Raw genomic sequence first — 26176 nt, forward strand, 5'->3', positions numbered from 1 at the left:
CAATACGGACTGATGCTTTCTTTTCAAACCAGTCCGCATTTCTGATAATTGGTGCTGGCATTACGCCTTTACCCGGATCAATATTTGTCACAGAATTGACGCCAATGATCTGGCAATTTTGAGGCATGATGCGCGCCTCTTAACAATTCAGGTTGAACCATTTGGCGCGGATGCTTGTCCTACCACACATCCTGCGGCCAATCCCGAGAACCGCTCCCCTGAACTAACCGGTTAAATATATGCGCCCATTGAAACAGGCAATTTATTCCAGCCGTACGGCTGACAAGTTCGTCGTACGTCTGCCAGACGGAATGCGTGAACGCATTGCCGAGGTGGCTCGCAATCATCATCGCAGCATGAACTCCGAGATCATTGCGCGCCTTGAGCAGAGTCTTATTCAGGAAGGTGCACTGGGCGAAGAGCTGAGCATGCGCCTGGACAGCCCGGAGCTGTCGCTGCACGAGCGCGAGCTGCTGCAACGCTTCCGTCAACTCTCCCATCGCCAGCAGAACGCGCTGGTTTCTCTGATCGCCCACGACGCCGAAATGGCCGCAGACGCATCCTGAGTCAAACCGAACATCTCAAGCCAGCATGAATGCTGGCTTTTTTTTTTGCCCGCAATTGGGGCTTCTCACAGACAAAAAACAGCCCGCCAATTGGCGGGCTGTTTTTTTATGCAGTCGGTCAGAGCAGGAAAATCGTCGCCAACCCGAGGAAGATGAAGAAGCCACCACTGTCAGTCATGGCCGTGATCATCACACTTGCACCCATCGCCGGATCGCGGCCCATCTTCGCCAGAGTCATCGGGATCAACACCCCCATCAAAGCGGCAAGTAGCAGGTTCAACGTCATGGCAGCGGTCATCACCACGCCCAGCGACCAGCTGCCATACAGCAAGTAAGCCACCACACCGATCACCCCACCCCAGACCAGGCCATTGATCAACGCCACGGCCAGCTCTTTGCGCATCAGGCGCGAGGTGTTGCCAGTGCTGACCTGATCGAGCGCCATGGCACGAACGATCATGGTGATCGTCTGGTTGCCGGAGTTGCCGCCAATGCCCGCCACGATCGGCATCAGCGCCGCCAGGGCCACCAGCTTCTCGATCGAACCTTCGAACAGACCGATCACCCGCGATGCGACGAATGCCGTGATCAGATTGATTGCCAGCCACGCCCAACGGTTGCGCAGGGATTTCCAGACCGAAGCAAAAATGTCTTCCTCTTCACGCAGACCGGCCATGTTGAGAACTTCGCTTTCGCTCTCCTCACGAATCAGGTCGACCATTTCGTCGATGGTCAGACGGCCGATCAGCTTGCCGTTCTTGTCGACCACGGGGGCAGAGATCAAGTCGTAACGTTCGAACGCCTGAGCGGCGTCGTAGGCGTCTTCATCCGGGTGAAAACTCACCGGATCACTGGCCATGACTTCGGAAACCTGTTTCTCCGGGTCATTGACCAGCAAACGCTTGATTGGCAGCACGCCCTTGAGCACGCCGTCGTAGTCGACCACGAATAGTTTGTCGGTATGGCCCGGCAGCTCTTTCAGGCGACGCAGGTAACGCAGAACCACTTCGAGACTGACATCCTCACGGATGGTCACCATCTCGAAGTCCATCAGCGCGCCGACCTGCTCCTCGTCATAGGAGAGCGCCGAACGCACACGCTCGCGTTGCTGCTGATCCAGAGTCTCCATCAGCTCATGGACGACGTCTCGCGGCAGCTCGGAGGCCAGGTCAGCAAGTTCGTCGGCATCCATGTCCCTGGCCGCAGCCAGGAGCTCATGATCGTCCATGTCGGCGATCAGCGTTTCACGGACGGAATCGGATACTTCGAGAAGAATGTCGCCGTCGCGATCGGCCTTGACCAGTTGCCAGAGCGTCAGACGATCGTCCAGCGGCAGGGCTTCAAGAATGTAGGCGACGTCGGCGGAGTGCAGATCATCGAGCTTGCGTTGCAACTCGACGAGGTTTTGCCGGTGGACCAGGTTCTCGACCCGGTCATGATGCGGGCCTTCCTGGCGATGAGTCAGGTCTTCGACGACCCGCTGGCGCTGCAGCAGCTCGACCACCTGAGCCAGGCGATCCTGCAGGCTTTCCTGTGTTTTCTTTACTTCGATTTCGGACATAGGCGAACTCCACTCCCAGCAGCGGGGCACGCCGGAAGGATCAATCAGTCAATTCATGATTGGTGAAACGGGTTACTGAATAACTACTGGGTAAGTCCATGGAGGTTTTCCATAAGCCCCGGCGGGGCTGACGGGCGCAATGATACACCGCCTGACGGTTTTAAACGTTAAAAAATCGTGGCTGAAACAAGCGCTTGCGAGACAAAGCTGAGCGCTGTCCTGATCCTTCACAGTGCGACGACTCATCCTGAAAAGAAAACACACCGCCAGTGAAAAAACTGCCGGCTACGCTTGAACAGGATCGTCATGGAGGACGCCGAATGCCATCGAAAACATCCCGATTCATGCTGACCACTCTGCTCTGCCTGCCCACCATCGGGAGCACAACCACACTTCATCGCTGCGAAGCTTCTGATGGCAGCGTCACGTTCACCACATTGAGCTGTGCGAACGATGAACACCTTTCATTGCAGGAAGTGCACCCCTATTCGCCCGGCTCGACCGTGACACTGATACCCGAAGCCCGGCACGAAGAAACATCGGGTATGAATATCAGAAAAAGAGAAATGGCCGTCGTCGGTCGCACTCACGATAAATGTGGAGATCTGATCGACGCGCGACAGAAGCGCGAGGCAATCATCAATCAACGAATCATCGCCGGCATGAGCCAACAGGATGTGGAAAGCGCCCTCGGCAAACCCGACAAGGTAAGCATCCGCAATTCGGCAACGAGTTATCGTTACGACCTCAAGCGGGGCCGCAGTGCTCAAATCGATTTTGATGAGAAAGGATGCGTGACGGGAAAAGCCAAATCCCGGACAGCAAAAAGCCCGCGTTAAACGCGGGCTTTTCGGTATATGGTGCACTCGACAGGATTCGAACCTGTGACCGCTCGGTTCGTAGCCGAGTACTCTATCCAGCTGAGCTACGAGTGCAATTTGTGTTTTTAGACCAGACCACAACTGGCTGTAACCAAGTCATTTGCATTGCTGCAACTGACTCTTAAATGGTGCACTCGACAGGATTCGAACCTGTGACCGCTCGGTTCGTAGCCGAGTACTCTATCCAGCTGAGCTACGAGTGCATTCTGTGTTTTTAGACCAGATCACAACTGGTTGAAGCCGAGTCATTTACATCGCTGCAATTGACTCTTAAATGGTGCACTCGACAGGATTCGAACCTGTGACCGCTCGGTTCGTAGCCGAGTACTCTATCCAGCTGAGCTACGAGTGCATTTGTTGCGCCGCATTATAGCCCGTCTAATCTTTATTCCAACCACTTTTTCTATAAATTTCAACAACTTACAGAAAAATCCAGATTACAACGTACTAAGCAAATAATGGCGGAGAACGGGGGATTCGAACCCCCGACACCCTTTTGAGGTGTACTCCCTTAGCAGGGGAGCGCCTTCGGCCACTCGGCCAGCTCTCCGCAACACGGGGCGTATATTAACCACCTTCTTCCCCGTTTGCAAACATAAAAATCGATAAAAATTAATGGCTTGGTTCTTCGTCCTTCTCTTTCTTTATACGCAGATAGATTTCTTCACGGTGCACGGCCACCTCTTTCGGGGCGTTGACGCCGATACGCACTTGATTTCCTTTAACGCCGAGCACGGTCACGGTGATTTCGCCATCACCGATAATCAGGCTTTCTGCGCACCGACGAGTCAGAATCAGCATACCTTTCTCCTCACGCGAATCATTTCAGGGACAACAGTCTGCAAAAAAAAGGCACCCGACCTACAACCGGAGCGATCGTAGCCCTACATGCCTGAGTATTGACCAGCGCGAGCAAAAGAACAGTTCGGGGCTCGCGCCATTCAAAAAATAAAGGGCGCGGTCAGACCGCGCCCTTCAGACAACGCATCACTCGCCCTGACGGGCCGGAGCGTCGAGTTCGAAAGCCGTGTGCAGGGCGCGCACGGCCAGTTCCAGGTACTTCTCTTCGATCACCACGGAAACCTTGATTTCCGAGGTCGAGATCATCTGGATGTTGATGCTTTCTTTTGCCAGGGACTCAAACATGCGGCTGGCCACGCCTGCGTGGGAACGCATGCCGACGCCGACGATCGAGACCTTGGCAATCTTGGTATCGCCAACCACTTCACGGGCACCGATCTCGCGAGCGGTGTTTTCCAGCACGGTTTGCGCGGACTGGTAGTCGTTGCGGTGCACGGTGAAGGTGAAGTCGGTGGTGTTATCGTGCGCGACGTTCTGCACGATCATGTCGACTTCGATGTTCGCGGCACTGATCGGGCCGAGAATCTTGAACGCCACGCCCGGGGTGTCTGGCACGCCACGGATGGTCAGCTTGGCTTCATCGCGGTTGAAAGCGATGCCGGAAATGATCGGCTGTTCCATGGTTTCCTCTTCATCAATAGTAATGAGGGTGCCCGGACCCTCCTTGAAGCTGTGCAGTACGCGCAGCGGAACGTTGTACTTGCCGGCGAACTCCACCGCGCGGATCTGCAGCACCTTGGAACCGAGGCTGGCCATTTCCAGCATCTCTTCGAAGGTGATCTTGTCCAGACGCTGAGCCACCGATACCACGCGCGGGTCAGTGGTGTAGACACCATCGACGTCGGTATAGATCTGGCATTCGTCAGCCTTCAGCGCAGCGGCCAGCGCCACGCCGGTGGTGTCGGAACCGCCACGACCCAGGGTCGTGATGTTGCCGTGCTCGTCGACGCCCTGGAAACCGGCGACCACCACCACGCGACCGGCTTTCAGGTCACCGCGAATCTTCTGGTCATCAATCTGCAAGATACGCGCTTTATTGTGCGCGCTGTCCGTCAGGATCCGCACCTGGTTGCCGGTGTACGACACCGCCGGTACACCGCGCTTGATCAGCGCCATGGCCAACAGGGCGATCGTCACCTGCTCACCGGTGGAAACGATCACGTCCAGCTCGCGCGGAACCGGTTGATCTTCGCCACTGATTTGCTTGGCCAGATCGATCAGACGGTTGGTTTCGCCGCTCATTGCAGACAGCACAACCACCAGGTCATCGCCGGCATCGCGGAATTTCTTAACCTTGTCGGCGACCTGCTCGATTCTCTCGACAGTGCCGACCGAGGTGCCTCCAAATTTCTGTACGATCAAAGCCATTTCAAAGCCGCCTCTGCCCATGAAGGGCGCCCAATAATCACTCGAACAGCCGCCGGGTCCGCCACTAGACTGCGGGCCCGACGGGCCGTCTTATAAACCCTGCTCGACGAATGGAACGGTCAGCGCCAGTGCGCCATCCAGTGCGCCGGCGTCGACACCGCCGCCCTGCGCCATGTCCGGACGACCACCGCCCTTCCCGCCCACTGCCGCAGCAGCCTGCTTCATCAAATCACCGGCTTTGAGTTGGCCAGTCAGGTCCTTGGTTACGCCTGCAACCAGTACGACCTTTTCCTCATGGACACTGCCGAGCAGGATCACTGCGCGGCCGAGTTTGTTTTTCAGCTGATCGACCAGCGCCAGCAGCGCCTTGCCGTCCTGACCATCCAGACGCACGGCCAGCACTTTCACGCCCTTGACGTCCACGGCCGAGGCCGACAGATCGTCGCCCGCGGCAGCAGCGGCCTTGGCCTGCAACTGCTCGAGCTGCTTTTCAAGCGCACGGTTGCGCTCCAGCACCGCCGACAGCTTGTCGATCAGGTTGTCGCGGCTGCCCTTGACCAGGCTCGCCGCTTCCTTGAGTTGTTCTTCAGCAGCGTTCAAGTAAGCCAGAGCCGCAGCGCCGGTAACTGCTTCGATACGACGCACGCCCGATGCCACACCGCCTTCGCTGATGATTTTCAGCAGACCGATGTCACCGGTACGGTTGGCATGGATACCGCCGCACAGCTCGACGGAGAAATCACCGCCCATGCTCAGCACGCGCACGTTGTCGCCGTACTTCTCGCCGAACAGCGCCATCGCGCCTTTCTGCTTGGCGGTTTCGATGTCGGTTTCTTCGGTTTCAACGGCGGAGTTCTTGCGGATCTCGGCGTTGACGATGTCTTCCAGCGCTTTGATCTGCTCCGGTTTGATCGCTTCGAAGTGGCTGAAGTCAAAGCGCAGGCGCTGACTGTCGACCAACGAACCTTTCTGTTGAACGTGGTCGCCCAGCACTTTGCGCAATGCAGCGTGCAGCAAGTGAGTGGCCGAGTGGTTCAGCGAAGTGGCGTGACGCACGTCGGCTTCGACGTGGGCTTCCACGGGTGCGCCAACGATCAGACTGCCCGACGCCAGTACGCCGTGGTGCAGGAATGCGCCGCCGGTCTTGGTGGTGTCGCGCACGTCGAAACGGCTGTTGCCGGCCTGCAGGTAACCGCAATCGCCAACCTGGCCGCCGGATTCGGCGTAGAACGGCGTCTGGTTCAGCACCACAACGCCTTCCTGCCCCTCACTCAAGACGTCCACGGACTGGCCATCTTTATAGAGCGCAACGACTTTCGCCGAACCGCTGGTGGCGTAATAACCGGTGAACTCGGTGTCGACGTCAACCTTGACCAGGCTGTTGTAGTCCAGACCGAACGAGCTGGCGGAACGTGCACGGACGCGCTGGGCTTCCATTTCACGCTCGAAACCGGCTTCGTCGATGGTCAGGCTGCGCTCGCGGGCGATGTCCGCGGTCAGGTCCATCGGGAAACCGTAGGTGTCGTAGAGTTTGAACACCACGTCGCCTGGAACCACGTCGCCTTTGAGCTCGGCCAGATCCTGCTCAAGGATTTTCAGGCCCTGTTCCAGGGTCTTGGCGAATTGCTCTTCTTCGGCTTTCAGTACGCGCTCGATGTGCGCCTGCTGGGATTTCAGTTCCGGGAACGCTTCGCCCATCTCGGCCACGAGTGCGGCAACGATCTGGTAGAAGAAGGTGCCCTTGGCGCCCAGCTTGTTGCCGTGACGGCAGGCGCGACGGATGATCCGGCGCAGCACATAACCGCGACCCTCGTTGGACGGCAACACGCCGTCGGCAATCAGGAAGCCGCAGGAACGAATGTGGTCAGCCACGACTTTCAGGGAAGCCTGATTGTCGTTGCTGCAGCCGATCGCCTTGGCCGATGCGGCCAGCAGGCTCTGGAACAGATCGATTTCATAGTTCGAGTGAACGTGCTGCAGCACGGCACTGATCCGCTCAAGACCCATGCCGGTGTCCACCGACGGGGCTGGCAGCGGATGCAACACGCCATCGGCGGTGCGATTGAACTGCATGAACACGTTGTTCCAGATCTCGATGTAACGGTCGCCGTCTTCTTCCGGCGAGCCCGGTGGGCCGCCCCAGATATCGGCGCCGTGATCGTAGAAAATCTCGGTGCAAGGACCGCACGGGCCGGTATCGCCCATGGTCCAGAAGTTGTCGGAGGCGTATGGCGCGCCCTTGTTGTCGCCGATGCGCACCATGCGCTCGGCCGGCACACCGACCTCCTTGGTCCAGATGTCGTAAGCCTCGTCATCGCTGGCGTAGACGGTGACCCACAGTTTTTCCTTCGGCAGGTTCAGCCACTTCTCGGAGGTCAGGAAGTTCCAGGCGTAGGTGATGGCATCACGCTTGAAGTAGTCGCCAAAGCTGAAGTTGCCCAGCATTTCGAAGAAGGTGTGGTGACGGGCGGTGTAACCGACGTTTTCAAGGTCGTTGTGCTTGCCGCCGGCGCGCACGCATTTCTGGCTGGAGACGGCGCGGGTGTACGCGCGCTTTTCCTGGCCCAGGAAGCAGTCCTTGAACTGGTTCATCCCCGCGTTGGTGAACAGCAGGGTTGGGTCGTTGCCCGGAATCAAAGAGCTGGAGGCTACACGGGTGTGGCCTTGCTCTTCGAAGAAGCGAAGGAAGGCTTCACGGATTTCTGCGCTTTTCATTAGGTTCTTCCACGGAGGCTGCGGCCAAAGGCCTGTACGAAACGTCAACAGACGAAACGACGGCAAAGGGCCGCATTATATCGGCCCTGCGCGCGGGGTACAGCGTGTTTATACGATAGAAACGGTCAATTGGGCCGCTAACGCTGTCACTTGCGCGAAAACTCGACGAATGTCGCGATCACTTGCTCGATTTGCGAGCGATTGACGTCCATGTGCGTGACCATCCGCAGACGGGCGGCAGCGCTCAACTTGATCCCGCGTTCGGCGGCAAATGCCTTGATCGCCTCGGCACGGTCGCCCATCTGCACGTAAACCATGTTGGTCTGCACCGGCTCGACGCTGAAACCAGCCTCGCGAAGGCCTTCGGCCAGCAACTGCGCGTTGGCATGGTCATCCGCCAGGCGCTCGACGTTGTGGTCCAACGCATACAGCCCCGCCGCCGCCAGCAATCCGGCCTGACGCATGCCGCCACCGACCATTTTGCGCAGGCGCCGGGCCTTTGCAATCAACGCCGACGAACCGCACAGCACCGAACCGACCGGCGCGCCGAGGCCTTTGGACAGGCACACCGAGACCGAATCGAAATACTGGGTGATTTCCCGGGCATCGACCCCGAGCTTGACCGCCGCGTTGTACAGCCGCGCGCCGTCCAGATGCAGTTGCAGGCCGTTGTCCCGAGTGAACTGGCGGGCCCGGGCCAGATAGTCCAGCGGCAACACTTTGCCCTGCATGGTGTTTTCCAGCGCCAGCAGGCGGGTGCGGGCGAAGTGGAAATCGTCGGGCTTGATCGCCGCGGCCACCTGATCCAGGTCCAGCGAGCCGTCGGCCTGCACTTCCAGCGGCTGTGGCTGAATCGAGCCGAGCACCGCTGCGCCGCCGCCTTCGTATTTATAGGTGTGTGCCTGTTGACCGACGATGTACTCGTCACCGCGCTCGCAGTGCGCCATCAAGCCCAGCAGGTTGCTCATGGTGCCGGTCGGGACGAACAGCGCGGCGGCAAAACCGAGCCGTTTTGCCAGTTCGGCTTCCAGACGATTGACCGTCGGATCTTCGCCATACACGTCGTCACCGGTGTCGGCACAGGTCATCGCGTCGAGCATGGCGGGAGTCGGTTGAGTGACGGTGTCGCTGCGAAGATCGATAACGCTCATGAACCTGGCCTCAAGTCAGCAGGGGAAATCCCTTTACGAAGGTGAATTACTGCGGGCACGGCGCGGATTAATCAACCCTCGCGCAAGGAAAAGTCGTTTCCTGTGCTTCGAAAAATCCGATGGCAATCATCACAAAGGCGCAATGCACGGTCTGGCAATCTGTGTTAAAAACGCTGCGCCGCCCGATAAAGGGCGGCGAAACGTTCTCAGGGCGGGGTGCAATTCCCCACCGGCGGTAATTGCGCGCAATGCGCATAGCCCGCGAGCGCTTGGTGTCAGGCACGGCAAAAACCGTGAGCGGCGGCAAGGTCAGCAGACCCGGTGTGATTCCGGGGCCGACGGTCATAGTCCGGATGAAGAGAGAACGGGATTGACGCCAAAGGGCCGTCCGCCGTGTTCGCGCGAGCGTGCGTACCCTTGAATCCCTTTCGATTCATAACGCCCTGTTTTTCACACAAACAGGAGTCAGAACATGCAACCCACCGCTATCGACAGCAAAAGCAAACACACTCACGGCGAGCGCGTCGCGTTCATCCAGGCCTGCTGGCACAAGGAAATCGTCGACCAGAGCCGTAAAGGTTTCCTCGCTGAAATGATCGCTCAGGGTTATCAGGAATCAGACATCGATTTCTTCGAAGTCGGCGGCGCCTTTGAAATGCCCCTGCACGCCAAGCTGTTGGCCAAGACCGGTCGTTATGCCGGTATCGTCGCGGCCGCTCTGGTGGTGGACGGCGGAATCTACCGTCACGAGTTCGTCGCCCAGTCGGTGGTCAGCGGCCTGATGCAGGTTCAGCTGGAAACCGAAGTACCGGTGTTCTCGGTGTCGCTGACCCCGCACCACTTCCATGCCGGCGAAGAGCACCAGAAGTTCTTCTTCGAGCATTTCGTGCACAAGGGTCAGGAAGCGGCGAAGACCTGCGCCGATACGTTGCAGAAAGTGCGTGCATTGCGCCGCACCGAGCCGCGTGCTGTAGCGGTCTGACCCCACAATGATCGTTCCCACGTCGAGGCGTCGAACCGTCTGCGTGGGAACGCCTCAATGGACGCTCTGCGTCCGCTTTGGGACGCGGAGCGTCCCGGGCTGCATTCCCACGCGGAGCGTGGGAATGATCATCAGGCAAGATTTTCGTCAGTGGTCGGCACGATCAGAATGCCCGCCCGCAGGCCGTTCTTGACCTTGGGGTTGGGGAAGATGATCCGCGCGCCCTGCTCTTCGATGATCCAGCGGGTATTGGCCAGGTCTTCGGCCAGCACATAACCCACATCCAGTTCGGAAAAGTTTTCGATGTCCGCCGGCAGGTTCAGGCGGAACGCATCGCTGTGCTTGATTATTTCCCGAGCCACACTGAACAGTTGCAGACCATCCAGACCCTGCTCGGCCATCTCCGGCTCGGTGCCTTCGATGATCTGCTTCAGACGGGTTTCCAGCAGCGACACATTGACCCCGGCGTTCTGCCCGAATGGCCGCGCCTTGCCCAGCTCCAGCGTGAAGGACTCGGCCCCCAGCTTGTCGTAGGTGTAAGAGCTGAACACGATCGACGGCTTGTTCTGCAACAGCACCGCCTCCATGCCGGCGGCGCGCAGGCGAGCCAGCTCAAGACGGGAATGCTGGCGACCTTCCTTCCACGGATAAAGGGCGAACTGCTCGATCTTCGAACCGCGAATCGCGGTGTGCAGGTCGTAGTGCAGGCGCTGACGATCAGGAAGACTGAAGAAACTCGCCGCCAGACGTTCCAGCTCGCAGGCGCGCAGGGCTTCAGAACCGCTGCTTTGTTCGTGACGGCCGTTGAACAACCGATTGACGTCTTGCTCGACGAAACGCTCGCCCTTGCGAATCGCTTCCGGGTTGCCGAACAGGAACAGAATGCGTGCGCGCGGCTTCAGATCGCCGCGAGCAATGTCATGCAGCAGCCGGTCGAGCAGTTCGATCGGTGCCGTTTCGTTGCCGTGGATGCCTGCCGACAGCAGCAGGTCCAGGCCATTGTCGCGCGCTTCGGGTGGCCGGACTTCCAGCGCACCCTCGCTCAACCAGCGCATGCGCACGCCTTCGACAGTCAGTTGAGTCTTCTCCGCCGGTTCACGGCCGGCGAGGGTCAGTTCAAGCAGTTTGCCGAGGGCGAGCATAGAGCGGTTTCCTTAGTGGTCGTGATTGCAATCCGGGCCGTGCACGTGGCCGTCATCGTCGCCGAGGTCAGCCGGTTCCATCTCCAGTTGCAGACTTACCAGATTAGTCGCCAATGGGCGCAACAGCAGGTTGGCGTACTCTTCGTCGCCCTCTTCGACGTCCACGCCGATCAACAGTTGGCCGCGGCCGTCCTGCTGGATCCACAGCTCTTTGCCTTGCCACATGACCGCGACGCGGGTGCAGGAAGTTTGCAGTTGCGTGCCGTCAGTGTCTTCAAGGATCAGCTGCAGGGAATCGCTCATGTTTTACGCTCTCTTGGGGAGATGGAACCGTGCGCCGCGACGAGGCGGCGCATCGGTCATCAATTGATCTGGAATGGATAAACCGCGCCCAGTTTAAGGATTTGCGTCAGTTCATCCAGTGCCGTCCGGCATTCAAGCAGCAATTGCGGATCCGCCAGATCGCTTTCGGTCAGGCGGTCGCGGTAGTGCTTTTCAACCCATGCGGTCAACGAACCGTACAACGGGGCGGTCATGATAACCCCTGGGTTGACGGCCGCCAGCTCGGTTTCGTTGAGCGCGACGCGCAGTCGCAGGCACGCCGGGCCACCGCCGTTCTGCATGCTTTGCTTGAGGTCGAAGACTTTTACTTCGCGGATCAGGCCGCCGGAGCTGGTCAGGCCTTGCAGGTAATTCCACACGCGCTCGTTGCCACGGCACTCTTCCGGCACGATCAGCAGCATCGAACCGTCAGGACGCGACAGCAACTGGCTGTTGAACAGGTAGGAACGCACCGCGTCATCCACGGTGACCGCCGAACGCGGCACGCAGACCGACTGGAACTTGCCGCCGACCTTGGCCAGTTTGGCTTGCAGCTCGGCCAGCATCTGATCGGTGTCGAGGAACGCGTCCTCGTGATAGAACAGCACCTCGCCGTTGCCCACCGCGATCACGTCGTTGTGGAACACGCCCTGATCGATCACCGCAGGATTCTGTTGCGCGTAGACCACGCCGTCGTCACGCAGGCCGTGCAGACGAGCGACGGCTTGCGATGCCTCGAGGGTCTGGCGTGCCGGGTATTTCTGTGGTGCCGGGTAGCGGGTGTCGAACGCACTGCGACCGAACACGAAGAACTCGACGCCGGCCTCGCCGTACTCACGGCAGAAACGCGTGTGGTTCGCTGCGCCTTCGTCGCCGAACTGCGCCACCGCCGGCAATGCGGCGTGGTGAGCGAAGTGTTGCTGGTTGGCGAACATCGCGCCCAGTACACGGCTGGTGGTCGGGTGCTCGATGCTGCGGTGGTATTTGCAGTTCAGGTTGGCGGCGGTGAAGTGCACGCGACCGTCAGCGGTGTCGGCACTCGGGCTGACCGTGGCGGCGTTGGCCACCCACATGCTCGATGCCGAGCAACTGGCGACCAGCAACGGCATCGCTTCCTTTGCGGCGCGCTCGATCACCTGAGCATCGGTGCCGCTGAAACCCAGACGGCTCAGAGCAGCCACGTCCGGACGCTCCTGCGGTGCGAGAACACCCTGCTGAAAGCCCATTTCCATCAGCGCTTTCATTTTCGCCAGGCCTTGCAGCGCCGCTTCCTTCGGGTTCGAGGATTGCTGGCTGTTGCTCTGGGACGCAACGTTGCCGTAGGACAGACCACCGTAGTTATGGGTCGGCCCCACTAGACCGTCAAAATTGACTTCATAGGATTTCATCAGCGAGGCTCCACGAGAATCTGTTGTTATAGGCTTCAGTAACTATTCTTTGAGACCGCGGCGCGGTCATCGCTGGCAAGCCAGCTCCCACAGGAGTCTCATCGCCCTTGTGGGAGCTGGCTTGCCAGCGATGGGCATCACGCCATCTTCACGCCAGGCGTCAGGGCCGCCGGCAACACCAGGCTCGGGGTTTCCAGAGAGGCCACCGGGTACGCGCAGTAATCCGCCGCGTAGTAGGCACTGGCGCGGTGGTTGCCCGAGGCGCCGACACCGCCGAACGGTGCGCTGCTCGCAGCACCGGTCAGCTGCTTGTTCCAGTTGACGATCCCGGCACGGCTTTCCAGCCAGAACTGCTGGTAGCGCTCTTCGGAATCCGACAGCAGACCTGCGGCCAGGCCAAACGCAGTGTCATTGGCTTCGGCAATCGCCGCCGCGAAATCGGCGTAGCGGATCACTTGCAGCAACGGGCCGAACAGTTCTTCGTCGGAGCGATCGACAACCGCCGTCACATCAACGATGCCCGGGGTCAGCAGCGCCGACTGCGCCTGCGGCTGAGTCATCGCCAGCAACGACACTGCGCCGTTGGCCAGCAGATGCGCCTGGGCATCCATCAACGCTTTCGCCGCGCCAAGGGAAACCACCGAACCCATGAACGGTGCCGGCTGCTGATCGAACGCACCGACCTCGATGGTCGAGCTGACTTCCACCAGACGCTTGAGCAGGCTGTCGCCCCACGCGCCTTCCGGCACCAGCAGACGACGGGCACAGGTGCAGCGCTGACCGGCGGAAATGAACGCCGATTGAATAATCGTGTACACCGCAGCATCAAGATCGGCGACCTGATCGACCACCAGCGGGTTGTTGCCGCCCATTTCCAGCGCGAGGATCTTGTCCGGACGACCGGCGAACTGCTGGTGCAGGTGATTGCCGGTACGGCTCGAGCCGGTGAAGAACAGACCGTCGATGCCCGGGTTCGCCGCCAGAGCAATACCGGTTTCGCGGGCGCCTTGCAGCAGGTTCAGGACACCGGCCGGCAGACCGGCTTCAATCCAGCACTTGACCGTCAACTCGGCGACTTTCGGGGTCAGCTCGCTCGGTTTGAACAGCACGCTGTTACCGGCCAGCAGCGCCGGCACGATGTGGCCGTTCGGCAAATGGCCAGGGAAGTTGTAAGGACCGAACACCGCGACCACGCCGTGGGGCTTGTGGCGCAATACGGCGGTGGCGTCGCCCAACGGGCCGCTCTTCTCGCCGGTACGCTCGCGGTAGCTCTGTACCGAAATCGCGATCTTGTTGACCATGCTGGTGACTTCGGTCGCGGCTTCCCACAACGGTTTGCCGGTTTCCTCACCGATGGTGCGGGCCAGTTCGTCGGCGTGGTTTTTCAGCGCGGCGGCGAACGCTTCGAGCACGCTGATGCGATCTTCCAGGGTACGCCGGGCCCAGCCCGGGAACGCCTGACGCGCAGCCTGCACGGCCGACTCGACCTGAGCGGCAGTGGCGCCCTCACCCGACCACAGCACTTGCTGGGTCACCGGGTTCAGCGATTGAAAGGCCTCGCCCTGACCGGCCAGCCACTCACCTGCGATGTATAGCGAATTCATTATTTCGACTCCCGGGCAGCAGACAACGCCACGGCGCGCACCTGATCGCCAGCGTTGAGTTGAAGACGTTTGGCGGTCAGCGGATCGACCACCAGGGTGCCGGCGGCCAGACGGGCCGGCGCAGCCGTGATGCGGCAGTCTTCGCGTTTGCGGTTATGGATGATGAACGGCGTGGCATCGTCGCCCGGCGTGCCGATGGCCAGCACCAGCGCTTCGCTGTCACGCACCGCGCGGATCTTGCTGGTCTCGCACTCGATGGCGGGACCTGCGTCGAAGATGTCGACGTAACCCTGATAGCTGAAACCTTCGCTCTTGAGCATCGCCAGCGCCGGCTCGGTGTCCGGATGCACCTGGCCGATGACGTTGCGCGCGTCCGGCGACAGGAAGCAGGTGTACAGCGGGAATTTCGGCATCAGTTCGGCAATGAATGCCTTGTTGCCGACACCGGTCAGATAATCGGCCTGGCTGAATTCCATCTTGAAGAAGTGACGGCCCAGGCTTTCCCAGAACGGCGAACGGCCGGCGTCATCCGACACGCCGCGCATCTCGGCGATGATCTTGTTGCCGAACAGTTCCGGGAATTCGGCGATGAACAGCATGCGCGCCTTAGACAACATGCGGCCGTTGAGGCCGGTGCGGTAGTCAGCGTGCAGGAACAGCGAGCACAGCTCGGAGTTGCCGGTCAGGTCGTTGGCCAGGAACAGGGTCGGGATCTCGCGATAGATGTTCAGCTCCTGCGAGGCGCTGACAGTCAGGCCGACACGGAAGTTGTACCAAGGCTCGCGCAGACCGACGGCGCCGGCGATGGCGGAAATCCCCACCACGCGACCGTTGTCGTCTTCGAGCACGAACAGATAGTCCGCGTCGCCACGACCGGCTTCACCGCGAAAGGTCTTCTCGGCCCAGCCAACCCGGTGGGTCAGGCGCTCTTCGTTGGCCGGCAAGGTGGTCAGGCCGGTGCCGGTGCTGCGGGCCAGGTCGATCAGAGCGGACAAATCGCTGCTGCGTACGGGACGAACAATCATGCTATCTCCTCAAACGGGCCGCCGTGGCCACCCGTGAAACTCGCTAAGGCGTTAAACCGCCACCAGGCGCACGCTGGCACCTTCACCGACGCCCAGGGCTTCGGCCGCTTCCAGATCCAGGGTCACCGGTTTGCCCGGCGCGTAATCCAGCTCAAGCAATACCGCGCGGTAATCCTGCAACTGGGCATTGGCCACCAGATACTGGCGCCCGGCACCTTTGACCGGCTCGCCGAGTTTCACCGGCACCACACGGCTCTGGGCGATCGAACGGATCCCCGAAACACGCGCATGCAAGGTCGGGCCACCGTCGAAGATGTCGATGTAGTGATCGGTCTCGAAGCCTTCGCGCATCAGGATGTCGAAGGTGATCTGCGCACGCGGGTGTACCTGGCCCATTGCTTCCTGAGCGGAGTCCGGCAGCAGCGGCACGTAGATCGGGTAATGCGGCATCAGTTCGGCGAGGAACGTGCGGCTTTTCAGGCCACACAGACGTTCGGCCTCGGCGTAGTTCAAATCGAAGAAGTTGCGACCGATGGCGTCCCAGAATGGCGAGTCGCCGTTTTCATCGCTATAGCCGACGATTTCGGTCACCACCGAATCGGCGAACCGCTCCGGATGGCTGGCGACGAACAGCAGACGGCCACGGGAGTTGAGCTCGGCCCACGGCGACCCCACCAGCTCGCGCTGCACGTAGAAACTGGTCAGCAAGCTGTTGCCGGTCAGGTCGTGGCATTGCGAGAGCACGTGGATCTTGTTATGGATCTTCAGCTCGCGGGAGGCGTGCACGAAGGTCTCATTGCGAAAGCTGTAGAACGGCTCGGAATAACCGGCCGAAGCGACGATTGCCGAGCAGCCCACCAGCTTGCCGGTAGCGGTGTCTTCGAGGACGAAGAAGTAACTTTCTTCGCCGTTGAAGCTCACTTCGGCGGCAAACGAGGCTTCACTCGCAGCGATTTTGTCGCTCAGGCGTTCAACGTCATCCGGCAAGGAAGTGACACCAATCGGGCTGTCCTCAGCCAGACGCTGTACCTCGCCCAGATCAGCCATTTGCGCGGGGCGCATCACCAGCATGGTGTCACTCCTTTCTCTTATCAATTCACAGAAAAATAACCGGGCAGCTACTGCATACACAGAGATCAGTGTGGGAGCGGGCTTGCTCGCGAAAGCGGATTGTCAGTCAACATTTTCGCTGTCTGACCCACCGCTTTCGCGAGCAAGCCCGCTCCCACATTTGATTTTGCCCGGCATCAAAATTGGGTTCGGCACCTGATCAAGTCAGGCGCCGAAGGGTCTATCAGGCTTGGGTCAGTTTCGCCGCAGCACGTTCGAAGCGATCCAGACCGGCGTCGATGTCTGCGTCTTCCACCACCAGGCTCGGGGCGAAACGGATCACGTCCGGACCGGCCTGCAGAATCATCAGGCCTTCTTGTTCAGCGGCGTTGAAGATGTCCTTGGCCTTGCCTTTCCAGGCGTCGCTCAGCACGCAACCGATCAGCAGACCGAGACCACGCACCTGGGTGAACAGGCCGTACTTCTCGCCGATCTGTTGCAGGCGGGTCTTGAACTTGTCGTGCTTGGCATGGACGCCGTTCAGCACCTCAGGGGTGTTGATCACGTCGATCACCGCTTCGGCCACGGCACACGCCAGCGGGTTGCCGCCATAAGTGGTGCCGTGAGTGCCGACGACCAGATGCTTGGCCAGCGCTTCGGTGGTCAGCATAGCCGCGATCGGGAAACCGCCGCCCAGGCTCTTGGCGCTGGTCAGGATGTCCGGGGTCACGCCGTAATGCTGGTAGGCGAACAGGTTGCCGGTACGGCCCATGCCAGTCTGCACTTCGTCGAACACCAGTAGCGCGTTGTTGGCGTCGCACAATTCACGGGCGCCTTGCAGGTAAGCCAGCTCGGCCGGCAGCACGCCGCCCTCGCCCTGGATCGGTTCCAGAACGACCGCGCAGGTCTTGTCCGAAACAGCGGCTTTCAGTGCCGCCAGATCGTTGTACGGCACGTGGGTGATGCCGGTGATTTTCGGGCCGAAACCGTCGGAATACTTCGACTGGCCACCAACGTTCACGGTGAACAGGGTACGGCCGTGGAAGCTGTTGAGCGCGGCGATGATTTCGTACTTCTCGGTGCCGAAACGGTCGAACGCAACACGACGGGCCAGCTTGAAGGCGGCCTCGTTGGCTTCGGCGCCGGAGTTGCAGAAGAACACGCGTTCGGCAAAGGTGGCGTCGATCAGCTTGTGCGCCAGGCGCAGGGCCGGCTCGTTGGTGAACACGTTGGACACGTGCCACAGCTTGTTCGCTTGCTCGGTCAAGGCACCGACCAGCGCCGGGTGCGCATGGCCCAATACGTTGACGGCGATGCCGCCGGCGAAGTCGATCAGCTCGCGGCCGGCCTGATCCCAGACGCGGGACCCGGCGCCACGCACCGGAATGAAAGCGGCAGGCGCGTAGTTGGGAACCATAACCTGGTCGAAATCGGCGCGTTGTACCGCAGCGTGCTCAACGGACATCGGAGTCTCCTGATGAGGGCCACCCGCCTGAAACTGGCGAGCGATGGGGGGATTGTAAGGACAGTTTTGTGCCCGGCCTTGCCGCCAAGCGACAACTTCTTATAGCGCAAACCCCGGATTTTCCCGGGTTTACGGCAATGCGACATATAGCGTCGCAAAGGCGCAGTTTAAACCGTCGCCAGCAATTGCAGCAGGCCTGAGAGGATATCAATTGCGGCAGCCGCCAATGTCATATCTATGTACCGCACTTTGTCGAAAGCATTTTGATTTGCTGGGCTCCTTTTCCGGATGCCGAAGGCAGGATCACCATGCAATCTCCGATCAATCGGGCCAGCGCCACGGCCGAAACCGACGACCGACACAACCCGCCCTCTCATTATCAACCGCTCGTCAACGCCATGCCCTCATGGCTGGGCAATGCCTCGGACAAAAGGCGCGAGGCACTGAAGAACAATCGCAAGACACTTCCCGACACCATCAAGACTGCACCGCAGGCGGATCACGACGAATTGAGAGCCGCGATCGCCAACCACATGTCCGCTCAGAACACCGTGGATCAGAGGCTCGATCGCGTGCAGGACGCCAGCGCGTTTGCAACACCGCTGCTTGCGCAAGCGTTGAAGTCCCGGTTCGGCGTGGAAGTGGACGTCAAGGAAACCTTCCTGCGCCTCTACATACCGGTGACCGTGTCCGGCTTTGCGATCAAAACCGGCGCCCGGGTCTGGACCGTATCGCTGGTAGAGGCGGCGCTGCACAATTTCGAAGAGAAGGAAACACGGCAAGGGGCTTACGAAAGTGGCTCGTCCTTTATTTCCAGACCGTCTGCGACAGGGCAGTTCGAGCCGCTGACGCAAGTCAACGGCAAAATTACTATCCCGGCCTTCACCAGCCTGTGCCGGGAGCTGGACATCGGCGCCCGCTACAAAACCTACCTTGAAGACAACCTCGGTTTCACCAGTCCGGTCGCCGCTGCGGTGTTATCCCGCGATGTCAAGGACAGCCAGAAAGCCGCACTGAGGGCCGCCCTCCAACTGGCACGGATGAACCAGGACATCGGAGAGTTATATTTTCGACTGATCGGTGGCTTGCTCGATGGTCTGGAAGGCATGCGGATCGACCGTCAACCGCTGCGCTGTCACGATTTGACGATGATGTCGGCCACACTGACCGGCATCGTGATATTCACCCCGGATCTGGAACAGGCCAGGGCCTCGACCCGGGTGGTTGCTTACATACCCGATGATCCCGAGCACCCCATCAAGGAATACGCCTCGCCCGTCGAAATGGAGAAAGAACTGACCCGCCAATTGCGCGCCCCCGACTATCAGCGTTTCTTCAGCCGTTTCGTACTCCATGAACAACGTGGTCATTTCTTCAGCGAACTGAACCGACGACTGAGCAAGGTGACATGGCACAAGCCTGAGGCGGGAAGCCCGCTGCCTGCCTGGCGAGACACCCCTGTAAACAAGCCGAAACTGCAACTTGCCGTCACGCCCATCATCACAGAACTCTGGGAACACCTCTACCAGGGCAAGCTGAACAAGATCCTCAATGACGCAGCGACTATCGCCGTATCAACGGCCACGACGGACGCTAACGCCCGCTGGGCGCTCTGGGACTCATTCGTCAACGTGGCGTCATCGATTCTCGAGATCGCCTCCTTCGTCCTGATGCCGTTCGTACCGTTTCTCGGAGAAATCATGATGGCCTACATGGCCTACCAATTTCTCGACGAAGCCTTCGAGTGGATTGTCGACTGGGCCGAAGGGCAGATTACAGAAGCCGCCGAGCATTTTTTCACCGCGTTGGAATCATTGATCCAGCTGGGGGCCTTCGCCCTCGGTGGCGGGATTGCCCTGACAGAACTTCCAAAAATATTGCCGGCAGAAGTCATGTCATTCATTGACCGGTTCCAGCCCGTCAAACTGCGCAATGGCAAAACCCTCTACTGGAAACCGGATCTGAAACCTTACGAGCGCCAGGTCAAACCACCCGAAGGGACCGGGCCCGACCGCCAGGGCCTGCATCACTATCAGGGCGAAAGCCTGCTGCCACTCGAGCAGGCGCATTACCTCGTCAGTCCGCATGAACATCCCGGCAAACTCTACATCGAACACCCCGCACGGGCAGATGCCTACCGCCCCATCGTGCGCCATAACGGCGAAGGCGCCTTTCATACCGAGCTTGAACGACCGCTTGAATGGGACGCCCCTACCGTATTGCAACGGATCGGTCACAGCGTCGAGTCGTTCCCTGCGGTGCGACGTGAGCAGATCCTCAAGGTCAGCGGTTATACGCAAGATGCACTGCGCAAAATGCACGTCAACCAGGAGCGCTTGCCCCCCTTGCTGGCCGACAGCATTCAGCGCTGCCGGATTGATCAGGACCTGCAGGACTTCATCGACCGGATGGCCAGCGACCGCCCCGAGGATTATTCAGGTGCGGATCCGCTGCTCCAGCTCCGGCTTATCGCAGAGCAAACGCCCTGGCCCCAGCGCAAGACATTGCGTTTCATCAACGCTCAAGGTGAGATTGCATGGCAATCCTCTGCCGACGAACAGCTTCCTGTGACCGAGATTCGGCAGGACAGCCTGTCCGATGGCGACGTCCTCAAGACGCTGCTGCAAACGCTCAGCGAGCCGGAAATCAATACGCTGCTGGGAGAGGATTTCGGTGAGATGCACGCTATCGAAGCGCGCACGCGCAAGCTCAGAGCCAGACTGGCGCAGATCGCCCGAGAGCAGCGCACCTCGCTTTTCGAGCAACGCTACCAAGCGCTCCAACAGCGCGACGAGCCCTTGATCAGGCGTGCGGCCCTGCATGAGCCACAGCTGCCTGCCAGGCTGACTGAAGAGTTGCTGAACACGGCCACCGGTTCGGAACTGGTGATGATCAGCAAAGGACAATGGCCCGAACGGCAACAGGCGCTGGCAGAACATGCCAGGCAGGAACTGCGCGTCACTCGCGCCTTCGAAGGGTTGTTGCTGGATTCTGTGCGCAATCCTGATACCGATACGCTGGCGCTGCACAGCCTGCAACGATTGCCAGGCTGGTCCGCAGACGTACGCCTTGAAGTGCGCGGTCAAGATCCCCAGGGACAGTTGATCGACAGCACCGGCCCGGTCGATGCCGCCATTCAGAAGGTGCTGGTGCTCAAATCCGATGGGCTCTGGCAGCCGTACGACGAGCAGGGACTGCAACTGCACGGCTCCACCGATTTCTACACTGCCGTCCTGCAAGCCCTGCCGGACGCGCAAAGAAACGCCTTGAACCTGCAGATCGGCGAGGGGGGAAAACTCAGACAAGCCATCAGTGACAATCCGCTCCCACGTACCGAACTGCGGCTGACAATCACGCCCGATCCCGTGCCGCCTCCCGTCATGGATACCTTGCGGTTGCTGGGCACGGACGGCTATTCACGCAACCCGCCACCGGCGCTGCGAGCACCCCGCACGCTGGACAACCGGATCAGACAGATCTACCCGAGAATGCCTGAAGTCGAACGGATCGCCATGGCGCAGCGCCTGGCCAACCATCCGAACGGCGCGATCGCCGAACTGTCCCGGCTTCAGCTGGAATACGCACAACTCGACAGCGATCTCAATCAATGGCTGTTCGACCTGCCGGAGATCAACCCGGCTGATGGCCTCCGTCGAACGGATGACCAACAGATGGCCGCCATCCGTGATCGCCAGACGTTCGCCAACGACCTGCGTAGTTGCTGGCGCAGAGAGATGCATGGCCCGCATGGTTACCAGATGCGTTTTTCACAGCCGATCGTGGGCAACCTTCCTGCCCTGACGGCCGACTTTTCCCACGTCGACAATCTTGAACTGATCGGCAGCGGCGAGCCCGGTGCCCTTGACCACTTCCTCGAAAGTTTTTCGGGACTTGTACGCATGGAACTGCGCGACTTCGACCTGCACAATCTGCCGCCGCGCCTGACAACGCTCGCAGGTCTGAAACAGCTGACACTGCAAAACTGTGGCGTCGTCCTGACACCGGAAAACCGGTCGATCATGTCGAGCCTCAACGGGCTGACCGCACTGGATCTGGAAGGCAATCCACTGGGTGTGACATTCGACTTCACCTTCATGCCGAACCTGACGCATCTGAACCTTTCCAGTACCGGCCTCTCCGAAATCCCCAGCGGCGTCCTGGATCACCCGCGCCTGACCAGCGCATGGCTTACCGATAACCAGATCACCACTCTGCCCGATGCCTTGTTCGAACAGCCGGCTGCCTCCACCGCAGGGTACGATTTTTTCGGCAACCCGCTTTCTGCTGCGACCCGTGAAAACGTGAAGATCTACTTCAATCGGACCGGCAGCGATCTGGGCGTTCGTCCCGAGCAAACGGATATAAACCGGATCAAGGCACTGTTTCCCGACCTGAATGACCGTCAATCCAGCGAACTGATTTACAGCCTGCCCGGCTCGCTGTTACAGGGTCGGCTTCAACTGGATCGCTGGGAGAGCGAAATAACCCGGCTGACCAGCGAGCTGGCCACATGGGCGCGGGACACACCCAATCGTGATCCGTCCACGGGTGAACTGCTGACCCCCAACGAACACTTCAATCAGTTTTATGAGCGAGAAGTTTTCGCCGGAAGAATTGAGCGGCTGTGGCGTCACCGCTCGACGGCACATCCGCTGACGAGAGCGGATGTGTTATCGGCGCAAGCCAATTTCATCGGTGACATGCCGGAGCTGTCGGCGGATTTCAGCCACATCACCGCACTGTCGCTCAACGGGAACAAACAAATACGTGCCACCTCACCCTTTCTGCGCAGCTTTCCCCGGTTGAAACGCCTGATCCTGCATGACTTTGCACTTGAACAACTGCCACAGTCCCTGGCGGCCCTGCCCGTGCTCGATACACTGGTTCTCAACAACTGCGGCGTGACCTTGACTGGCGAGCTGCAGCTTGCACTGGCGGGGATGCGCGAGCTTGAATCACTCGAACTGCCCAACAACCCGCTGGGCAGTGCGCCCGACGCAGGCAGTCTGCCAGCGCTCATGTATCTGGACCTCTCTCGCACAGGCATCAGCGATGTTCCTCCCGGATTGGCCGGCCATCCGAGATTGAAAACAGCCATTGTCAGTGACAACCGGATCAGCGAGTTGCCCGAGGCGCTCTTTGACCTGCCCGCCGAAGCCAGCGCAGGATTCGATTTCTCCGGCAATCCGTTGACCGCCGACACACTGGAACGGATCAAACGTTACTCGCGCGACACCGGTATGGATTTCGGCGTGGTCGCCAAACAGGCTGACATCGATGCCACTCAGGCGCTGTTTCCCGACCTGGACGGCGAAGAGGCCAGCGAAGTGTTTTACGGGTTACCCGGTGACCTGGAACACGGACGCCGCCAGCTCAGGCACTGGAAAGCCGAGCTCGAGCAACTCACCGCCGATCTGTCGCAATGGAAAATGGCAATACCGCACGAGCATCCTTTCAGCCATCACCCCCTCTCACCGCGGGAGTTCCTCGCCGAACATTCGGCACGAACAGCGTTTGCCGAACAGTTGCAAACACTGTGGCGCTCACGAATGCCGGAAAACCCCAGGCAGCGGGGCGATTCACTGGTAGCGCGTGTGACATTCATCGGCGAATTGCCCACCCTGACGACCGACTTCAGCCACATCCGCGAAGTCTCACTCACAGGGCATGACGCTCTCGGCAACGTCGACGGTTTCCTGCAACCCTTCAACACCTTGCGCCACCTGGAACTGCACGATTTCAACCTGGGCCAGAACCCGCTGACGTCCATGCGCATGACTTCACTGCAGCGCCTGGTTCTGGAGCATTGTGGATTGACGCTGACCCCGCAAAGCCGCGCATCCCTGTCGTCTCTTGAAAATCTTCGGTATTTGAATCTGAGCCGAAACCCGCTGGGCGCCCACCCGCCCCTCGAAGCGCTGCCGGCCCTGGTGCAACTGCGCATGATCGATACCGGGATTTCGAGCCTGCCCGACGGTTTGCTCGGTCATCCACGACTGCTCATCGCCATGCTCGAACGCAACCGGATCCGCGATCTGCCCGACATCCTTTTCGATATTTCCGCCCGCCCACCCAAGCAACTCAGCCTCGCCGACAACCCGCTGTCATCCACCACGCGGGAACGCATCAAGCTCTGTTACCAGCAGTTCAGGCAGCACTTCGGCGTTTCAATGCCTCGAGAAGACCTCGAGCGGATCCGTGAGCTGTTTCCATCCCTGAGCGATGATGACGCCAATCGAGTGCTGTACCTGCTGCCGGGAACTCTCGACTTCGGTCGATTACAGATCGGGCGCTGGGAGACCGAACTGCGGCAGCTTGAAGGTGACCTCGAAAAATGGGTGACAGACGTCCCTGATCGTTATCCGGCAAGCGGCATCGAGCTGACCGCCAGTGATCGATCCGCAGAGCAGGCCAGTCGCAGGATGTTCCGACAGGAGATCGAATCGTTCTGGCGCGAAAGGTCTCGCGAACACCCCGAGCGGCGAAGCACGGTGCTCAACCTCAATCCGGCCTTCATCGGTGACCTGCCGGCCTTGAGTGCCGACTTTTCTCACGTGACAACATTATCGATCACCGGCAATGCTCAGCTACGGGCAGGCACAGGCTTCCTGCGAGGGTTCACCGGCCTCGACTCGCTCGAATTGCGTGATCTGGCATTGACCGAAGTGCCACCTGCACTGACCGCAATGCCGGATCTTCAGCAACTGGTGCTGAGCAACTGCGGGGTCGTACTGGATGACAAGGGCAGCGCCACGCTGGCGTCACTCAAACAACTGGTCAGACTCGATCTTTACAGCAATCCGCTGGGCCGGCTGCCGGATATCCGCGACCTGCCGGAACTGGAATTTCTCGATCTGTCGAACACCGGGATTACCCGGCTGCCATCGAGTTTGCTGGATCCTCCCTGGCTGGAAACCGCCATCCTCAGCGGCAATCGCGTGACCGAACTGCCCGCCGAGCTCTTCGATTTGCCTGCCTCCGCCAGCAACGGCATTGACCTGGGCGACAATCCACTGGACGCGGCCACCCGCGAGCGCATCAAGGACTACTTCCGCCGAACCGGGGAAGACCTTGGCGTGCTGGCCGAGCCGTCGGACATCGCACGCGTCCAGACGCTCTACCCGGCCCTGAGCGATAAACAGGCCAGTGATTTCATCTATCACCTCGAAGGCACACTGGCCGATGGCCGGATCGAGCTGGCACGTCGGGAAGCCGAACTCGAGCAACTGCTGGGTGATCTTGCCGCCTGGGAAAACGACATACCCGTTCACCCGGTCACCGGGCTGCCACTCCCAGCAGACCAGCGCCTGATGCAAGAGCAAATCAGAACGGCATTGCGAGAAGCATTGCTGACTTGCTGGCGCAAAACCCCGGTGGAAGGAGCAGACGCCAGTGACCACCAGTTTGCGTTCAGGCTGCCGATCATGGGGGAGTTGCCAACACTGACCGCCGACTTCGGCCACGTTTCGGATCTCTATCTGGTCAGCACCAGTAATCACTCGCCGCGGATCGGTCGATTCCTCGAGGCCTTCACCCACCTTGAAAGCGTCGATATTCAAGGTTACGACCTGCCCTCCATCCCCGAAGCCGTGTTCCGGATGAAGCGACTCACCACCTTGAGCCTGCCGACCTGCAATCTCACGTTATCGCCGCAGGACGTGGCCGGGCTGGCGAGTCTGGACCAACTTGATCTGCTGCATCTGCACAATAACCCGCTCGGACTGACACCTGACCTCAGCAATTTGCAGAACCTCACCGACCTGGACCTGAGCACCACCGGCATCAGGGAAATTCCCAAGGGTGTACTGGAGAATCTCAACTGGATGGAAGTGGATCTGTCGGGCAATGAAATCACTGAAATGCCCGATGCACTCATGGAGGTGCCTGCCCACGTCGGCGATCGCTACGACCTGTACGGCAATCCCTTCTCCGCCCAGGCCATGCAGCGAATTCGGGCTTACTACCAGGAAACGGGGATGACCCTGAACGTTGACGACGTAATGGAACATCCACAGGTGCAAACTCGCCCCAGTGCCGAAATCGAAGATTGAAAGACATTTGAAACGCCAGCGCCATGGGGTCGATCTCCATGGCGC

Annotated in this window: 16 protein-coding genes, 4 tRNA genes and 1 riboswitch; of the genes, 4 read left to right on the plus strand and 16 right to left on the minus strand. The window is 59.8% G+C overall.

Translation table 11 applies throughout. From position 1 onward, the window contains the following. Positions 1-239: 239 nt before the first annotated feature. Positions 240-566 (plus strand): Arc family DNA-binding protein, encoded by a 327-nt coding sequence (locus AWU82_RS01770; RefSeq protein WP_003178899.1) that lies wholly within the window; start codon positions 240-242, stop codon positions 564-566. 118 nt (positions 567-684) lie between these two features. Here AWU82_RS01770 and mgtE read toward each other — a convergent pair whose 3' ends face one another. After that, positions 685-2127, minus strand: a complete 1443-nt coding sequence (mgtE, locus tag AWU82_RS01775) for a magnesium transporter (protein WP_064383614.1) — start codon at positions 2125-2127, stop codon at positions 685-687. A gap of 320 nt (positions 2128-2447) precedes the next feature. Between mgtE and AWU82_RS01780 the strand changes: the two genes are divergently transcribed. Further along, positions 2448-2966 (plus strand): hypothetical protein, encoded by a 519-nt coding sequence (locus AWU82_RS01780; protein ID WP_064383617.1) that lies wholly within the window; start codon positions 2448-2450, stop codon positions 2964-2966. Positions 2967-2985: 19 nt separating this feature from the next. On the opposite strand, the gene AWU82_RS01785 is transcribed toward AWU82_RS01780, so the two are convergent. From AWU82_RS01785 to ltaE, 8 genes are all read right to left on the minus strand, one after another. Then, positions 2986-3062, minus strand: a tRNA-Arg gene (locus AWU82_RS01785). 72 nt (positions 3063-3134) lie between these two features. Continuing rightward, positions 3135-3211, minus strand: a tRNA-Arg gene (locus AWU82_RS01790). A 72-nt stretch (positions 3212-3283) separates the two neighbouring features. Then, positions 3284-3360, minus strand: a tRNA-Arg gene (locus tag AWU82_RS01795). A gap of 107 nt (positions 3361-3467) precedes the next feature. Beyond that, positions 3468-3558 (minus strand) — tRNA-Ser (locus AWU82_RS01800). A gap of 62 nt (positions 3559-3620) precedes the next feature. Continuing rightward, entirely contained in the window at positions 3621-3809 is a 189-nt protein-coding gene (csrA, locus tag AWU82_RS01805; RefSeq protein WP_002554426.1) for a carbon storage regulator CsrA, read from the minus strand. Between the two features lie 186 nt (positions 3810-3995). After that, complete coding sequence (locus tag AWU82_RS01810; RefSeq protein WP_007951048.1) at positions 3996-5237, minus strand: aspartate kinase; 1242 nt, start codon at positions 5235-5237, stop codon at positions 3996-3998. A 90-nt stretch (positions 5238-5327) separates the two neighbouring features. Then, positions 5328-7952: an alanine--tRNA ligase gene (gene alaS, locus AWU82_RS01815; protein ID WP_064383619.1), complete on the minus strand. Its 2625-nt coding sequence runs from the start codon at positions 7950-7952 to the stop codon at positions 5328-5330. 146 nt (positions 7953-8098) lie between these two features. Further along, entirely contained in the window at positions 8099-9103 is a 1005-nt protein-coding gene (gene ltaE, locus AWU82_RS01820; protein ID WP_064383621.1) for a low-specificity L-threonine aldolase, read from the minus strand. Between the two features lie 198 nt (positions 9104-9301). Beyond that, positions 9302-9473: riboswitch (FMN riboswitch) on the plus strand. 102 nt (positions 9474-9575) lie between these two features. Between ltaE and AWU82_RS01825 the strand changes: the two genes are divergently transcribed. Then, positions 9576-10085, plus strand: coding sequence for a 6,7-dimethyl-8-ribityllumazine synthase (locus tag AWU82_RS01825; RefSeq protein ID WP_011335530.1), 510 nt, complete (start codon positions 9576-9578; stop codon positions 10083-10085). 131 nt (positions 10086-10216) lie between these two features. Here AWU82_RS01825 and astE read toward each other — a convergent pair whose 3' ends face one another. The 7 genes from astE to AWU82_RS01860 all read right to left on the minus strand — a co-directional run bounded on the left by astE (position 10217) and on the right by AWU82_RS01860 (position 18080). Beyond that, entirely contained in the window at positions 10217-11227 is a 1011-nt protein-coding gene (gene astE / locus AWU82_RS01830; RefSeq protein ID WP_007951052.1) for a succinylglutamate desuccinylase, read from the minus strand. 12 nt (positions 11228-11239) lie between these two features. Further along, on the minus strand, positions 11240-11530 hold the full coding sequence (locus AWU82_RS01835; RefSeq protein WP_011335531.1) for a hypothetical protein: 291 nt from the start codon (positions 11528-11530) through the stop codon (positions 11240-11242). A gap of 59 nt (positions 11531-11589) precedes the next feature. Further along, positions 11590-12936, minus strand: a complete 1347-nt coding sequence (gene astB / locus AWU82_RS01840) for an N-succinylarginine dihydrolase (protein WP_064383622.1) — start codon at positions 12934-12936, stop codon at positions 11590-11592. Positions 12937-13073: 137 nt separating this feature from the next. Next, on the minus strand, positions 13074-14543 hold the full coding sequence (gene astD / locus AWU82_RS01845) for a succinylglutamate-semialdehyde dehydrogenase (protein ID WP_170928961.1): 1470 nt from the start codon (positions 14541-14543) through the stop codon (positions 13074-13076). Next, positions 14540-15565 carry an arginine N-succinyltransferase subunit beta gene (gene aruG, locus AWU82_RS01850; protein WP_011335534.1) on the minus strand — a complete coding sequence of 342 codons (1026 nt, stop codon included), beginning with the start codon at positions 15563-15565 and terminating at the stop codon, positions 14540-14542. The genes astD and aruG overlap by 4 nt, the downstream gene beginning before the upstream one ends. A 51-nt stretch (positions 15566-15616) precedes the next feature. Beyond that, complete coding sequence (gene aruF, locus AWU82_RS01855; protein WP_064383626.1) at positions 15617-16636, minus strand: arginine/ornithine succinyltransferase subunit alpha; 1020 nt, start codon at positions 16634-16636, stop codon at positions 15617-15619. Between the two features lie 223 nt (positions 16637-16859). Then, positions 16860-18080: an aspartate aminotransferase family protein gene (locus AWU82_RS01860; RefSeq protein WP_011335536.1), complete on the minus strand. Its 1221-nt coding sequence runs from the start codon at positions 18078-18080 to the stop codon at positions 16860-16862. A gap of 308 nt (positions 18081-18388) precedes the next feature. Between AWU82_RS01860 and AWU82_RS01865 the strand changes: the two genes are divergently transcribed. Beyond that, on the plus strand, positions 18389-26131 hold the full coding sequence (locus AWU82_RS01865) for a dermonecrotic toxin domain-containing protein (protein WP_064383629.1): 7743 nt from the start codon (positions 18389-18391) through the stop codon (positions 26129-26131). Positions 26132-26176 lie beyond the last annotated feature (45 nt).

It is taken from the genome of Pseudomonas glycinae, from assembly GCF_001594225.2.
Taxonomy (GTDB): domain Bacteria; phylum Pseudomonadota; class Gammaproteobacteria; order Pseudomonadales; family Pseudomonadaceae; genus Aquipseudomonas; species Aquipseudomonas glycinae.